The organism is Pseudomonas zhanjiangensis, from assembly GCF_041027545.1.
Lineage (GTDB): Bacteria > Pseudomonadota > Gammaproteobacteria > Pseudomonadales > Pseudomonadaceae > Aquipseudomonas > Aquipseudomonas zhanjiangensis.
This window is the reverse complement of the sequence record NZ_JBFTEG010000002.1, coordinates 372,212-386,668: the sequence shown is the minus strand read 5'-3', so window position 1 is coordinate 386,668 and position 14,457 is coordinate 372,212. Positions and strand designations below refer to the sequence as shown.

The 14,457-nt window shown below is 63.8% G+C and carries 15 protein-coding genes and 1 tRNA gene; 10 read left to right on the top strand and 6 right to left on the bottom strand.

All coding sequences use genetic code 11. The annotated features are described in order from the left end of the window. Window positions 1-8: 8 nt before the first annotated feature. Both AB5S05_RS04315 and AB5S05_RS04310 read right to left on the bottom strand, forming a co-directional pair. Entirely contained in the window at window positions 9-428 is a 420-nt protein-coding gene (locus AB5S05_RS04315) for a DNA polymerase III subunit chi (protein ID WP_369286228.1), read from the bottom strand. An 81-nt stretch (window positions 429-509) separates the two neighbouring features. Continuing rightward, window positions 510-2,000 (bottom strand): leucyl aminopeptidase, encoded by a 1,491-nt coding sequence (locus AB5S05_RS04310; protein ID WP_369286227.1) that lies wholly within the window; start codon window positions 1,998-2,000, stop codon window positions 510-512. Window positions 2,001-2,144: 144 nt separating this feature from the next. Between AB5S05_RS04310 and lptF the strand changes: the two genes are divergently transcribed. Both lptF and lptG read left to right on the top strand, forming a co-directional pair. Beyond that, window positions 2,145-3,266, top strand: a complete 1,122-nt coding sequence (gene lptF, locus AB5S05_RS04305) for an LPS export ABC transporter permease LptF (RefSeq protein ID WP_369286226.1) — start codon at window positions 2,145-2,147, stop codon at window positions 3,264-3,266. Further along, window positions 3,259-4,320 (top strand): LPS export ABC transporter permease LptG, encoded by a 1,062-nt coding sequence (gene lptG / locus AB5S05_RS04300; RefSeq protein WP_369286225.1) that lies wholly within the window; start codon window positions 3,259-3,261, stop codon window positions 4,318-4,320. The genes lptF and lptG overlap by 8 nt, the downstream gene beginning before the upstream one ends. Before the next feature lie 23 nt (window positions 4,321-4,343). Here the strand turns inward: lptG and AB5S05_RS04295 are convergent, their stop codons facing one another. From AB5S05_RS04295 to AB5S05_RS04285, 3 genes are all read right to left on the bottom strand, one after another. Then, window positions 4,344-4,838 carry an RDD family protein gene (locus tag AB5S05_RS04295; protein ID WP_369286224.1) on the bottom strand — a complete coding sequence of 165 codons (495 nt, stop codon included), beginning with the start codon at window positions 4,836-4,838 and terminating at the stop codon, window positions 4,344-4,346. Between the two features lie 110 nt (window positions 4,839-4,948). Beyond that, window positions 4,949-5,161, bottom strand: coding sequence for a cold-shock protein (locus tag AB5S05_RS04290; RefSeq protein WP_369286223.1), 213 nt, complete (start codon window positions 5,159-5,161; stop codon window positions 4,949-4,951). A gap of 323 nt (window positions 5,162-5,484) precedes the next feature. Continuing rightward, window positions 5,485-5,569 (bottom strand) — tRNA-Leu (locus tag AB5S05_RS04285). A gap of 113 nt (window positions 5,570-5,682) precedes the next feature. On the opposite strand from AB5S05_RS04285, the gene queA reads away from it, so the two are divergent. The 6 genes from queA to AB5S05_RS04255 all read left to right on the top strand — a co-directional run bounded on the left by queA (window position 5,683) and on the right by AB5S05_RS04255 (window position 11,743). After that, window positions 5,683-6,732: a tRNA preQ1(34) S-adenosylmethionine ribosyltransferase-isomerase QueA gene (queA, locus tag AB5S05_RS04280; protein ID WP_369286222.1), complete on the top strand. Its 1,050-nt coding sequence runs from the start codon at window positions 5,683-5,685 to the stop codon at window positions 6,730-6,732. Between the two features lie 14 nt (window positions 6,733-6,746). Then, window positions 6,747-7,862 (top strand): tRNA guanosine(34) transglycosylase Tgt, encoded by a 1,116-nt coding sequence (tgt, locus tag AB5S05_RS04275; RefSeq protein ID WP_369286347.1) that lies wholly within the window; start codon window positions 6,747-6,749, stop codon window positions 7,860-7,862. Between the two features lie 39 nt (window positions 7,863-7,901). Next, a complete protein-coding gene (yajC, locus tag AB5S05_RS04270) occupies window positions 7,902-8,234 on the top strand; it encodes a preprotein translocase subunit YajC (protein ID WP_369286221.1) in 333 nt (110 codons plus the stop codon). A gap of 62 nt (window positions 8,235-8,296) precedes the next feature. Then, window positions 8,297-10,165: a protein translocase subunit SecD gene (secD, locus tag AB5S05_RS04265; RefSeq protein ID WP_369286220.1), complete on the top strand. Its 1,869-nt coding sequence runs from the start codon at window positions 8,297-8,299 to the stop codon at window positions 10,163-10,165. A 9-nt stretch (window positions 10,166-10,174) separates the two neighbouring features. Continuing rightward, window positions 10,175-11,080 carry a protein translocase subunit SecF gene (gene secF / locus AB5S05_RS04260; protein WP_369286219.1) on the top strand — a complete coding sequence of 302 codons (906 nt, stop codon included), beginning with the start codon at window positions 10,175-10,177 and terminating at the stop codon, window positions 11,078-11,080. A gap of 126 nt (window positions 11,081-11,206) precedes the next feature. Continuing rightward, window positions 11,207-11,743: a glycine zipper 2TM domain-containing protein gene (locus tag AB5S05_RS04255; protein WP_369286218.1), complete on the top strand. Its 537-nt coding sequence runs from the start codon at window positions 11,207-11,209 to the stop codon at window positions 11,741-11,743. Between the two features lie 66 nt (window positions 11,744-11,809). Here AB5S05_RS04255 and suhB read toward each other — a convergent pair whose 3' ends face one another. Continuing rightward, window positions 11,810-12,625 (bottom strand): type III secretion system regulator SuhB, encoded by an 816-nt coding sequence (suhB, locus tag AB5S05_RS04250; RefSeq protein ID WP_369286217.1) that lies wholly within the window; start codon window positions 12,623-12,625, stop codon window positions 11,810-11,812. Window positions 12,626-12,771: 146 nt separating this feature from the next. Here suhB and trmJ point away from each other — a divergent pair, with 146 nt between their 5' ends. Beyond that, entirely contained in the window at window positions 12,772-13,551 is a 780-nt protein-coding gene (gene trmJ / locus AB5S05_RS04245; protein WP_369286216.1) for a tRNA (cytosine(32)/uridine(32)-2'-O)-methyltransferase TrmJ, read from the top strand. Next, complete coding sequence (gene cysE / locus AB5S05_RS04240) at window positions 13,544-14,323, top strand: serine O-acetyltransferase (protein ID WP_369286214.1); 780 nt, start codon at window positions 13,544-13,546, stop codon at window positions 14,321-14,323. Before trmJ ends, cysE begins: the two co-directional genes overlap by 8 nt. Window positions 14,324-14,457: the final 134 nt, after the last annotated feature.

The following is a 14,457-nucleotide window of genomic DNA, read 5'->3' as shown; positions in this document are numbered from 1 at the left end:
GCGTGCAACTAGAGTTCGACTCGTTTTGGATCATAGCCGCGTTGACGGTAACTACGGAAATTCTCCCGGCAGGCGGTCAGCAGGTCGGGCTCCTGATTGACGATCTCGATGACCCGGCTGAAGTGGTCGACGAAGGGCGAGAGGGTCGGGCTGAGGTTGATCAGTACGCCCTGCTGGGTCTGCGGCTGTTCATTCAGGCCTATCACCACAGGCGCGCGCGGGTCGTCCTGAAGCAGGCTGTGCGGCACGAAGCTTTCGCTCTTGTAGTGCCATAGCAGGCTGTCGAGTTCCTCGCATTGGGCCTGGTCGGCTGCGCGCAGGAACACCGGCAGGCCGGCACGCCAGGCCTTGCCGGCCAGTTGGCAGGCGGCGCGCAGGCGCTCCGCCGGCCTGGCGGAGGAGAGGACGTAGAACTCTATTCGGGGCATGGGCTGTTCATGAGCGGGGCTCTGGGTGAAGGGGGCCTGGATGAGCGCTGCTCGCCAGGACCCCTGGTGCCGGCGGGGGTATCAGGCCTGGCTGCGATCGAGCAGGTACTGGGTCAGCAACGGCACCGGGCGGCCGGTGGCGCCTTTCTCCTTGCCGCCGCTGATCCAGGCGGTGCCGGCGATGTCCAGGTGGGCCCAGTGGTACTTCTTGGCGAAGCGCGAGAGGAAGCAGCCGGCGGTGATGGTGCCGGCCTTGGGGCCGCCGATGTTGGCGATGTCGGCGAAGGGGCTGTCCAGCTGCTCCTGGTAGTCGTCGAACAGCGGCAGCTGCCAGGCCCGGTCGTCGGCGCGCTGGCCGGCGGCGAGCAGCTGTTGCACCAGTTCCTCGTTGTTGCCCATCAGGCCGGAGGTGTTGGCGCCCAGGGCGACGATGCAGGCGCCGGTGAGGGTGGCGATGTCGATCACCGCCTGCGGCTTGAAGCGCTCGGCATAGGTCAGGGTGTCGCACAGCACCAGGCGGCCTTCGGCGTCGGTGTTGAGGATCTCCACGGTCTGCCCGCTCATGCTGGTGACGATGTCACCGGGGCGAGTGGCGCGGCCGCTGGGCATGTTCTCGGCGCAGGCCAGCAGGCACACCAGGTTGATCGGCAGCTGCAGCTCCAGTACGGCCTTGAGGGTGCCGAACACGCTGGCGGCGCCGCACATGTCGTACTTCATCTCGTCCATGCCGGCGGCCGGCTTGATGCTGATGCCGCCGGTGTCGAAGGTGATGCCCTTGCCCACCAGGACGAAGGGTTTCTCGGTCTTCTTGCCGCCCTGGTAGTTGAGCACGATCATCCGCGGTGGTTGCTCGCTGCCCTGGGCCACCGCGAGGAAGGCGCCGGCGCCGAGCTCCTTGAGCTTCTTCTCGTCGAGGATCTCGACCTTGAGGTTCTTGTGCGCCTTGCCCAGGGTCTTGGCCTCCTCGGCCAGGTAGCTGGGGTGGCAGAGATTCGGCGGCAGGTTGCCGAGGTCGCGGGTGAAGGCCATGCCTGCGGCAATCGCCTGGGCATGCCGGGCGGCGCGCTCGACATCCGCCTGGCTGGCCTTGTCGGTAATCAGGGTGAGTTTCTTCAGGGCGCGGGTTTCGGCCTTCTGGCTCTTGAAACGATCGAACTGGTAGTCGCCGTCGGCCAGGCTTTCTGCCATCAGGCGGGCCTTGCCATAGGCGTCGCGGTCCTTGACCTGGAGATCGCCCAGGGCCAGCACGGCATCGCCGCCGCCGAGGGTCTTGAGCACGCCGTGGGCGGCGGTGACCAGTTTGCGCAGTTGCCGGTCGGACAATTCGGCATCCTTGCCGCTGCCGACCAGCAGCACGCGCTCGGCCTTGAGGCCCGGCAGGTTGTGGGCGAGCAGGGTCTGGCCCAGCTTGCCGGCCAGGTCGCCGCGCTTGAGCAGCGAGCCGATGGCGCCGCCGCTGGCCTCGTCAATGGCTTTCGCCGTTTCGCCGAGCTTGCGCCCTTCGCCGATGGCGATGACCAGGGTGGCGGTTTTCAGGGTTTCCGGGCGTACGCTTTTGACAAGAAATTCCATGGCGATGGTGTCCCCAAGACAAGGAGTCGGTATTGCAGGATAATGCCGGTCATTTTTTCGATGGTTCGTCTTTGCGCGAGCCGGCAAGCAGTGCGGTTAGTTTGCGTGTAGCCGCCTGAGCCTGACAACCCTGGAGTGTCTGGTTTGATCGTCTTCCGTTATTTGTCTCGTGAAGTGCTGGTGACCTTGAGTGCGGTGAGCGCCGTGCTGCTGGTGATCATTATGAGTGGCCGATTCATCAAGTACCTGGCGCAGGCGGCGCAGGGGGCGCTGGATCCGGGGGTGCTGTTCTTGATCATGGGCTTTCGCCTGCCCGGCTTTCTTCAGTTGATTCTGCCGCTGGGGCTGTTCCTCGGCATTCTGCTGGCCTACGGGCGGCTCTACCTGGACAGCGAGATGACCGTGCTGACGGCCACCGGCATGAGCCAGCAGCGGCTGATGGCCTACAGCCTGATGCCGGCCCTGCTGGTGGCGCTGCTGGTGGCCTGGTTGAGCCTGGGGTTGGCGCCCCAGGGCGTCACCGAGCAGATGCGCATTCTCAACGAGCAGGATGCCCTGACCGAATTCGATACCCTGGTGCCGGGACGCTTCCAGGCCATGAAGGACGGTTCGCGGGTCACCTACAGCGAGGCGCTGTCAAAGGACCGCAGTGAGCTGGGCGGTGTGTTCATTTCCGAGAAGCGCTTTTCCCGGGAGGGCGGCAAGGAGCGCGGCATCACCGTGCTGGTGGCGCAAAACGGGCGTCAGGAAATCCAGGCCGACGGCAGCCGCTACCTGATTCTGGAAAACGGCTATCGCTACGACGGCAACCCTGGTGAGGCGGACTATCGGGCGATCCAGTACGACACCTACGGCGTGCTCCTGCCCAAGCCGGCGGTCAGCGCCGAAATCAGCGAGCGCGAGGCGATTGCGACCCGCGAGCTGATCGGCAGCGACAAGCTGCGCTTGCAATCCGAGCTGCAGTGGCGCCTGTCGCTGCCGCTGCTGGTCTTCGTGATCACCCTGCTGGCGGTGCCGCTGTCGCGGGTCAATCCGCGGCAGGGGCGATTCCTCAAGCTGTTGCCGGCGATTCTGCTGTACATGGCCTACCTCGGGTTGCTGATCGCGGCGCGCGGGCAGATCGACAAGGGCAAGATTCCGCCGGCGCTTGGGCTCTGGTGGGTGCACGGCGTGTTCGTCCTGATTGGCCTGGCGCTGCTGTATTGGGAACCGTTGCGCCTGAGGTGGGCGCGGCGGCAGGTAGCGAAGGAGGTGGCGCGTGGTTAGATTGGATCGCTACATAGGAACCCAGGTATTTTTCTCGATCCTCAGCGTGCTGGGGATCATCGTCGGCTTGTCCTTGCTGTTCGCCTTTATCGACGAGCTGGGTGATGTCGAGGGTGGCTACGGTTTGCAGGAGGCGGCCTGGTATGTGTTCCTGACGTTGCCGAGCCGGGTCTACGAGATGCTGCCGATGGCTGCCCTGATCGGTTGCCTGATCGGCCTCGGCAGTCTGGCCAGCAGCAGTGAATTGACGGTGATTCGCGCCGCCGGCGTGTCGATCGGGCGTATCGTCTGGGCGGTGATGAAGCCGATGCTGGTATTGATGCTGGTCGGCATCCTGATCGGCGAGTACCTGGCGCCCTGGAGCGAGAACCTGGCCCAGGCCAATCGCGCCATGGCGCAGGGCGGGGGCGCGGCGCAGAGCGCCAAGCGCGGCCTGTGGCACCGTCAGGGCGAGGAGTTCGTGCACATCAACGCGGTACAGCCCAATGGCGTGCTGTACGGGGTGACCCGTTACCATTTCGATGATCAGCGCCGCCTGCTGTCGGCCAGCTTCGCTCGTCGCGCCTTGTTCCAGGGCGACCACTGGCAGCTGGAAGAGGTGGCGACCACGGCGTTTCATGAGCGCAGCACCGAGGTGGTCGAGACGCCCAGCGAGCGCTGGGATGTCGAATTGAATCCGCAGTTGTTGAGTACCGTGGTGCTCGAGCCCGAGGCGCTCTCGGTGACAGGGCTGTGGCGCTACATCCAGTACCTGGGCGAGCAGGGCTTGAACAATGGCCAGTACTGGCTGGCGTTCTGGACCAAGGTGCTGCAGCCGCTGGTCACGGCGGCCCTGGTGCTGATGGCTATTTCCTTCATCTTCGGCCCGCTGCGTTCGGTGACCCTGGGCCAGCGGGTGTTCACTGGCGTGCTGGTCGGGTTCACGTTCCGTATCGCCCAGGACCTGCTCGGTCCGTCGAGCCTGGTCTTCGGCTTCTCGCCGCTGTTCGCCGTGCTGATTCCGGCAGCGGTCTGCGCCGGAGCCGGGGGCTGGTTGTTGCGCCGCGCCGGCTGAGTGCCGCTGCGGCGCCGGCCCGGCTATTTCTTGTGCACGTTCTTCGGCAGCTGCACGGTGCGGCTGTCGGAGTAGATATCGTGCCAACTGCGCTTGTCCTTGTCCCAGAGGACCCACAGGAAACCCAGGCCCAGGCATAGCCAGGATGCGATGGCGACGATAAAACGCAGCAGCGCCTGCCACAGGTCGATGGCGCTGCCATCGGTATTCTGGATGCGAATGCCCCATACCTGCATGCCTAGGGTCTGGCCATTGTGGGTCCAGAACTTGGCAAAGAAACCGAACAGGCAGAAGAACAGCAGGGTCGACAGCACGGGGTCGCCGTCCAGTGCGCCGGCGTCGGACATCTGCCTGAGTTGCTGCTCGCCATAGAAGCCCATGAGGACCAGCTTGTAGATGAAGGTCACGACGATCAGCAGGGCGATGCACAGCAGGGCGTCGTAGAACATGGCGGCAAGGCGGCGAATCAGGCCGGCGGCAGGGAAGTCACCCTGCGGGCGCAGTAAGTGTTTCGGCATGCGGGACTCGGTGTGCGGGTGAGGGCTGCGTCTGGATGGCGCGGCCATGCATTCGTGAGCATAAAAAAACCCCTGATGTCACCATCAGGGGTTTTTCAAGGCGGCGACGCTTAGTCCAGGATCTGAACCTGATCAGCCTGCATACCTTTTTGACCTTGTACGGCGATGAAGCTGACCTTCTGGCCTTCTTTCAGGCTCTTGAAGCCGTTGCCTTCGATCGCGCGGAAGTGCACGAACAGATCCGGACCGCTTTCGGGAGTGATAAAACCAAAACCTTTCTCGTCGTTAAACCACTTGACGGTACCGTTCTGACGATTCGACATGTCTTATTTCCTTGAAACTAGAGTTGATGACAGCCTCCTAAAGATGGAGGACTGAGACTGGTTGCAAAGAGTAATAGAAGTCGAGCGGGATGTAGCGGATCTGAAGGGATCTACTGCACCAGGTCACGATTCACGGCGACCCATGCAAACACAGTTGGGTCACTCTACGCTAACTCCAGCGCAAATGCCAACCCCTGGGCGGCCTGAGACTTAAGCCTTAATCGAGGCTGGTTCGCGGGTGGTTTATAGGGGGCTGAGCTTGATGCTGCGAGGGATGTTGCGCGCTGCGTGGCCGCTATGAATAAAGCGGCTGAGGAGATACATGGTGCCCCGGGGGAGACTCGAACTCCCACGCCTTGCGGCAACGGATTTTGAATCCGCCGCGTCTACCGGTTCCGCCACCGGGGCACAATGGCGGCGCAGTATAGGGAGGTGGTTGCCCGGGGTCAATCCACTTGCGTGGCCAGAATGAGTGATATCCGGTAAGCTTTGCCGCCCTGCGAGACGACCCTCTTTTCACCATGCGCGTTGCCGACTTCCACTTTGATCTGCCCGAATCCCTGATAGCCCGGCATCCGCTGGCCGAACGGCGTGCCAGCCGCTTGTTGACGCTTGATGGTCCCACTGGCGCGCTGGGCCACCGCCAGTTCTCCGACCTGCTCGAGTACCTGCGTCCGGGCGACCTGATGGTGTTCAACAATACCCGCGTCATTCCCGCGCGGCTGTTTGGCCAGAAGGCTTCCGGCGGCCGGCTGGAGGTGCTGGTCGAGCGCGTGCTGGACACCCATCGGGTACTTGCCCACGTGCGTTCGAGCAAGTCGCCCAAGCCGGGTTCGACCATCGCCCTCGATGGCGGCGGCGAGGCGCAGATGCTGGCGCGCCACGATGCGCTGTTCGAGCTGCAGTTCGCCGAAGAGGTGCTGCCGCTGCTCGAGCGCATCGGCCACATGCCGCTGCCGCCCTATATCGATCGCCCGGACGAGGCGGCCGATCGCGAGCGCTACCAGACCGTCTATGCGGCGCGTGCCGGCGCGGTGGCGGCGCCGACCGCCGGCCTGCATTTCGATCAGGGCATGCTCGCCGCCATTGCCGAGATGGGCGTCGAGACGAGCTTTGTGACCCTGCATGTGGGTGCCGGCACCTTCCAGCCGGTGCGGGTGGAGCGCATCGAGGATCACCACATGCACAGCGAATGGCTGGAGGTCGGCCAGGATGTGGTCGACGCCGTCGCGGCCTGTCGTGCGCGCGGCGGCCGGGTGATCGCGGTGGGCACCACCAGCGTGCGCTCGCTGGAGACTGCGGCGCGCGACGGGGTGCTCAAGCCGTTCACTGGCGACACGGCGATCTTCATCTACCCGGGGCGGCCGTTCCACGTGGTCGATGCCCTGGTCACCAATTTTCACCTGCCGGAGTCGACCCTGCTGATGCTGGTGTCGGCCTTCGCCGGTTATCCGGAAACCATGGCGGCGTACCAGAGTGCAGTCGCCGAGGCCTATCGCTTCTTCAGTTACGGTGATGCCATGTTCATCACCCGCAATCCCGCGCCGCGCGGACCCGAGGATCAAGTATGACGCGCACCTGTCGCATGTCTTTCGAATTGCTGGCGACCGATGGCAAGGCGCGCCGTGGCCGTCTGACCTTTCCGCGCGGTGTGGTGGAGACACCGGCGTTCATGCCGGTGGGTACTTACGGCACGGTCAAGGGCATGCTGCCGCGCGACATCGAGGCGATCGGCGCGCAGATCATTCTCGGCAATACCTTCCATCTCTGGTTGCGTCCGGGCACCGAGGTGATCAAGCGCCATGGCGACCTGCACGATTTCATGCAGTGGCAGGGGCCGATTCTCACCGACTCGGGCGGCTTCCAGGTGTTCAGTCTGGGGGCCATGCGCAAGATCAAGGAGGAGGGCGTCTACTTCGCCTCGCCGGTCGATGGCGCCAAGGTGTTCATGGGGCCGGAGGAGTCGATGCAGGTGCAGCGCGACCTGGGCTCGGACATCGTGATGATCTTCGATGAGTGCACGCCCTATCCGGCCGAATTCGATGTGGCCAAGCGCTCCATGGAGCTGTCGCTGCGCTGGGCCAAGCGCTCGAAGGAGGCGCACGGCGACAACAGTGCGGCGCTGTTCGGCATCGTCCAGGGCGGCATGCATGAAGAGCTGCGTATGCGTTCGCTGGAGGGCTTGAGCGAAATCGGCTTCGATGGCCTGGCGATCGGCGGCTTGTCGGTCGGTGAGCCGAAAGAGGAGATGATCCGCGTGCTGGACTATTTGCCCGCCCAGTTGCCGGTCGACAAGCCGCGCTACCTGATGGGCGTCGGCAAGCCGGAGGACCTGGTCGAGGGGGTGCGTCGTGGCGTGGACATGTTCGACTGCGTGATGCCCACACGCAACGCGCGCAACGGCCATCTGTTCGTCGAGACCGGGGTGCTGAAGATTCGCAATGCGGTACACAAGCATGACGACTCGGCGCTGGATCCGAGCTGTGATTGTTACACCTGCAAACACTTCTCCCGCGCCTACCTGCATCATCTGGACAAGTGCGGCGAAATGCTCGGCAGCATGCTCAATACAATCCACAACTTACGTCACTATCAGCGCTTGATGGCTGGTTTGCGCGGGGCTATTCAACAGGGTACATTGGCCGCCTTTGTCGATGCCTTCTATGCCCGGCGCGGCCTGCCGACGCCGCCGCTGGACTGAAAATCAGTGTGTACGAGAACTTTTAAACAGGAGTGTTAAATGAGCTTTTTGATCCCTGCTGCATATGCAGAAACGGCTGCCCCTGCGGGTCCTGCGGGCACCGGTTTCGAGTGGGTGTTCCTGGTTGGCTTTCTGGTCATCTTCTACCTGATGATCTGGCGCCCGCAGTCCAAGCGCGCCAAGGAGCACAAGAACCTGATCGGCAGTCTGCAGAAGGGTGATGAAGTGGTGACCAGTGGCGGCATCGCCGGCAAGGTCTCGAAGGTCTCCGATGACTTCGTGGTGATCGAGGTGTCCGACACCGTAGAGCTGAAGATTCAGAAAGTGGCCATCGCCGCCACCCTGCCCAAGGGCACGCTGAAAGCCATCTGAGTTGCAAACTTTCACCATTCGACGGGGCGCTTAATGCGCCCCGCGTCATAACGGGCGGCGTCATGCTCAATAAATTCCCCCTCTGGAAGTACCTGCTGATCCTGGCTGTGCTGGCGATCGGCTTTCTCTATTCCGCGCCCAACCTTTATCCGGACGACCCGGCGATCCAGATCAGCGGCACCAGCACGGCGATGCGCGTCGAGCAGGGCGACCTGGATCGCGCCGCGCGTGCGCTCAGCGAAGCCGGTATCGCGCTCAAGGCCGCGAGCCTGGCCGAGCAGGGGCGCGGCGGCCTGTTGCGTTTGGTCGAGCAGGAAGATCAGCTGCCGGCCAAGGATGTGGTGCGCAAGGCGCTCGGCGAAGACTTCGTGGTCGCGCTGAACCTGGCGCAGACCACGCCGGATTGGTTGCGCAGCGTCGGTGCCAGCCCGATGAAGCTGGGGCTGGACCTGTCCGGCGGTGTGCACTTTCTCCTCGAGGTGGACATGGACAAGGCGCTCGATGCCCGGCGCAAGGTCTATGAGGGGGAGGTCAAGAGCCTGTTGCGCAAGGAGCGGGTACGCTACCGCAGCCTGCCCGAGCTCAATGGTGCCATCCAGCTGGGCTTCGCCGACGAGGCCGTCCTGGAGAAGGCCCAGCAGCTGATTCGCAAGGACTTCACCGATTTCGAGCTGAGCAGCGCCGAGCGCGGCGACATGCAGGTGCTGCGCCTGACCCTGACCCAGGCCAAGCTGGCGGAAATCCGCGAGTATTCGATCAAGCAGAACCTCACCACGGTTCGCAATCGGGTCAACGAGCTGGGCGTGGCCGAGCCGCTGGTCCAGCGCCAGGGTGCCAATCGCATCGTGGTCGAGCTGCCGGGGGTGCAGGACACCGCCGAGGCCAAACGCATTCTCGGCAAGACCGCCAACCTGGAGTTCCGTCTGGCGGCCGAGCTGGATGCCTCCAAGGCCACCACCGAGACCTTCGAGTTTCGTGAGGAGGGTCGCGCGCCGGTGCAACTGGAGCGTGAGCTGATCATCACCGGCGACCAGGTCACCGATGCCCAGGCCAGCTTCGACGAGAATGGGCGGCCGCAGGTCAATATCCGTCTGGATGGCCATGGCGGCGACCTGATGAATCGGGCCACGCGCAATAACGTCGGGCGCAGCATGGCGGTGATCTTCATCGAGCAGAAGCCGATCACTCGCTATATGCGTCAGGTGGTCGACGGCGTCGAGAAGGAAGTGGCGGTGCCGACCTTCGTCGAGGAGAAGAAGGTCATTAGCCTGGCGACCATCCAGTCGCCGCTGGGCAGCCAGTTCCGTATCACCGGCCTGGATGGCCAGGGCGAATCGTCCGAACTCGCCTTGCTGCTGCGTGCCGGTGGCCTGGCGGCGCCGATGTACTTCGCCGAGGAGCGCACCATCGGCCCGAGCCTGGGGGCCGACAACATCGCCAAGGGGGTCGATGCTTCGCTCTGGGGCATGCTGTTCGTCTCCCTGTTCATTGTCGCCATCTATCGCTACTTCGGTGTGCTGGCGACCCTGGCGCTGGGCTTGAACATGGTCCTGCTGCTGGCGCTGATGTCGCTGCTCAGTGCCACCCTGACCCTGCCCGGTATCGCCGGTATCGTCCTGACCATGGGCATGGCGGTGGATGCCAACGTGCTGATCTTCTCGCGCATTCGCGAGGAAATCGCCAACGGCATGTCGATCCAGCGTGCCATTCACGAGGGCTTCGACCGCGCCTTCACGGCCATCGTCGACGCCAACCTGACCACCCTGCTGGTCGGTGGCATTCTCTTCGCGATGGGCACCGGTCCGGTCAAGGGCTTTGCCGTGACCCTGTCGCTGGGGATTCTGACGTCGATGTTCACCGCGATTCTGGTGACCCGTGCGATGGTCAACCTGAGCGTCGGCGGGCGTGACTTCAAGAAGCTGTGGATCTAAGGGGCTGAGATGAATCGTACGATCAACTTCATGGGGGCACGCAATATCGCGTTCGCCCTTACGCTGGTCCTGACGCTCCTGTCGTTGGGTAGTCTGTTTGTCAAAGGCCTGAACCTGGGCCTGGACTTCACCGGCGGCACCCAGATCGAGCTGGGCTACGAGCAGCCGGCCGATCTCGGCAAGGTGCGCCAGCAGCTGGCCGCAGCCGGCTTCGCTGATGCGGTGGTGCAGAGCTTCGGTGCGACCACCGATGTGGTGGTCCGCATGCAGGGCGACGACCCGGATCTGGGCAACAAGGTCGCCACGGCCCTGCGTCAGTCCGGCGATACGCTCGAAGTGAAGAAAGTCGAGTTCGTCGGTCCGCAGGTGGGCGAAGAGCTGCGCGATCAGGGTGGCCTGGGCATGCTCCTGGCGCTGGGCGGGATCATGCTGTACCTGGCCTTCCGTTTTCAGTGGAAGTTCTCGATGGGGGCCATCGTCTCCCTGATTCACGACGTTATCGTCACCCTGGGCTTTCTCTCGTTCTTCCAGGTGACCTTCGACCTGACGGTGCTGGCGGCCTTGCTGGCGATCATCGGCTACTCGCTGAACGACACCATCGTGGTGTTCGACCGGGTGCGCGAGAACTTCCGTGTGCTGCGCAAGACCAGCCTGATCGACAACATCAATATCTCCACCACCCAGACCCTGCTGCGCACCCTGGCGACGTCGATCTCCACCTTGCTGGCCATTGGTGCGCTGTTGCTGTTTGCCGGCGACAACCTGTTCGGCTTTGCCATCGCGCTGTTTATCGGCGTGTTTGCCGGCACCTATTCGTCGGTCTACATCGCCAACGTGGTGCTGGTCTGGCTCGACTTGACGGTCGAAGACCTGATTCCGCCGGTGGTGGCCGAAGAGGTCGACGAGCGGCCCTGATCGATTGGCTGGCCGATGGCCGGATCGAGTTGTTCGGGCGAGCATGGAACTTGTCGTGGCTCGCCCCAGTCGAACCCTGCGAAACAATGCGCGCCCACTCTGGCGCGTCAGGATCAGGAGGTTTCGGTGAATAAGTCAATGCTCGTGGGTGCCGTGCTGGGCGCGGTCGGTGTGACGGCCGGTGGCGCAGTAGCCACTTACAACTTTGTGACAGGGCCCGAGTTTGCCGAGGTCGTTGCGGTGACGCCGGTCAAGCAGACCATCGAGACGCCGCGCGAGGTCTGCAAGGAGGTCGCCGTGACCCGGCAGAAGCCGGTCCAGGACCAGCACAAGATCGCCGGCACCGCGATCGGCGCGGTGGTCGGCGGGCTGCTCGGCAGTCAGGTGGGTGGCGGCAGCGGCAAGAAGATCGCCACCGTGGCCGGCGCCGTCGGCGGCGGCTATGCCGGCAACAAGGTGCAGGGCAACATGCAGGCCAACGACACCTACACCACGACCGAAACCCGCTGCAGCACGGTGATCGACACCAGCGAGAAGGTGGTCGGCTATGACGTCAGCTACCAGCTCGATGGCAAGCCCGGTCAGGTGCGCATGGCGCGTGATCCGGGCAGCCAGATTCCGGTCAAGGATGGGCAGTTGGTCCTGACTGAAAGCTTCCAGTAGTCTCCGGCAAACAAAAAAAGCGCCCTAGGGCGCTTTTTTTGTTTGCGGCTGGCGCCTCAACGGGGCTCAGCGCTTGAGGCTGGCCGACAGGTGCGGCTGGATCGCCGTCAGTACCGCCTTGAAGCACTTGGTATTGCCGGCGACGACCTGGCCCTTCTCGAGGAAGTCATGGCCACCGGTGAAGTCGCTGACCAGGCCGCCAGCCTCCTGGATCAGCAGGGCGCCCGCCGCCATGTCCCATTCGGACAGGCCGAACTCCCAGAAGGCATCGAAGCGTCCGGCGGCGACATAGGCCAGGTCCAGGCTGGCGGCGCCGGCGCGGCGAATGCCGGCGGTCTGGCCGACCAGGTCGCGGAGCATGCCCAGGTAGTTCTCCAGGTTGTCCAACTGGCTGTCGCGGAATGGGAAGCCGGTGCCGAGCAGGGCGCCTTCCAGGCTCTTGCGCGGGCTGACGCGCATGCGGCGGCCATTGAGGGCGGCGCCGCGGCCGCGGCTGGCGGTGAATTCTTCCTGGCGCACCGGGTCAAGCACCACGGCATGTTCCAGGCGTCCGCGGTATTTGCAGGCGATGCTGACGGCGAAGTGCGGTACGCCGCGAACGAAGTTGGTGGTGCCGTCCAGCGGGTCGATGATCCACAGGTAGTCGGCGCCTTCGCCCGAGCCCGGAGTCAGCCCGCTCTCCTCGCCGAGAAAGCCATGGGTCGGATAGGCCTTGCGCAGGGCCTGGATGATCAGTTGCTCGGCGGAGCGGTCGATCTCGGTCACGTAATCCTTGGCATCTTTCTCGTCGACCGAGATGACGTCCAAGCGTTCGATCGAGCGGAAGATCATTTCACTGGCGCTGCGGGCTGCGCGCAGCGCGATATTCAGCATGGGCTGCATGGATGCTTCACCTGGGTCGTTAAAGAAAGCCGGCCATTCTAGCAGAAAAGGCCTGGGGATGAAGTGCCGTCTGTGTCCCGCATGGCAATAGTGGGGGCGCTTCTGTAAGATTTGCAGCCTTCGTGCTGTTCGTGTGAGCGCTTGCCTTGCTGCCAAATATTCGAGTCGTCTTGGTCAATACCAGTCACCCCGGCAATATCGGGGGGGCGGCGCGGGCCATGAAGAACATGGGGCTGTCGAAGCTGGTGCTGGTCGATCCCATGGATTTTCCCAGTGGCGACGCCGTGGCGCGTGCTTCCGGGGCGAGTGATCTGCTCGAGTCGGCGCAGGTCGTGGCTACGCTGGAAGAGGCCTTGGTGGGGTGCAGCCTGGTGCTGGGCACCAGTGCGCGCGACCGGCGCATCCCCTGGCCGTTGCTCGATCCGCGCGAGTGCGGGGTTGCCGCCTGCGAGCAGGCACTGGCGGGCGCCGAGGTGGCCTTGGTGTTCGGTCGTGAATACGCGGGGCTGACCAATGAGGAACTGCAGCGCTGTCAGTTCCATGTGCATATCCCGTCGGATCCGGCGTTCAGCTCGCTGAACCTTGCCGCGGCGGTCCAGGTGCTGGCCTATGAGGTTCGCATGGCCTGGTTGGCGGCGCATAATCAGCCGACCAAGCTCGCCAAGCTGGAGACCACGGCGATGCTCAATGCGCAACCGGTCACGGCGGATGAGCTGGAGTCCTTCTATGTGCACCTGGAGCAGGCGCTGGTCGAGATAGGCTTTCTCGATCCCGCCAAGCCCAGGCACCTGATGAGTCGCTTGCGGCGCCTGTACGGGCGCAGCGGTATCAGCAAGCTGGAAATGAATATCTTGCGCGGCATTCTGACGGAAACGGTCAAGGCCGCGCGCGGTGAGCACCATAAGCAGGGGAAGACTGATGTTTGAACGCATGCGAGAAGATATCCAGAGCGTGTTCCATCGCGACCCGGCGGCGCGCAATGCCTTCGAGGTGGTGACCTGCTACCCCGGCTTGCATGCGGTGTGGTTGCACCGCCTGGGTCATGCGCTGTGGGTGCACGGCTGGAAGTGGCTGGCGCGGGTGGTGTCGAATTTCGGTCGCTGGTTGACCGGCATCGAAATCCACCCGGGCGCCCGGATCGGGCGGCGCTTCTTCATCGATCACGGCATGGGCATCGTGATCGGTGAGACCGCCGAGATCGGCGACGATGTCACCCTCTATCAGGGTGTGACCCTGGGTGGCACCAGCTGGAACAAGGGCAAGCGCCATCCGACCCTGGAAGATGGCGTGGTGGTCGGCGCTGGGGCCAAGGTGCTGGGTCCGTTCACGGTGGGGGCGGGTGCCAAGATCGGCTCCAATGCCGTGGTCACCAAGGCGGTGCCGGCCGGGGCAACCGCGGTCGGTATTCCGGGGCGGGTCATCGTCAAGCTGGACGACGAGCAGGAGGCCAAGCGCCAGGCGATCGCCGAGAAGCTCGGTTTCGATGCCTACGGTGTCGGCCAGGACATGCCGGACCCGGTGGCGCGTGCCATCGGCCAGTTGCTCGATCACCTGCATGCGGTAGATGGGCGCCTGGAGGGTATGTGCTCGGCGCTCAAGGCGCTGGGGAGCGACTACTGCGCCAAGGATCTGCCGGTACTGCGTGACGAGGATTTTGCCGGGGTGGTCAAGGATGCCGGCGACAAGCCGGCCGCCTGATGCTGCGCCGGCCCAGGCGATTTGCTATGCTGCGGGCCCGCCGGCTGAGCTAATCCCGAGTATTTCGTTAGGTCTTATAGTTGACTTAAATACTCGGGAATTGCATACTCGCGCCAAACAGTGACCCCGTGGTG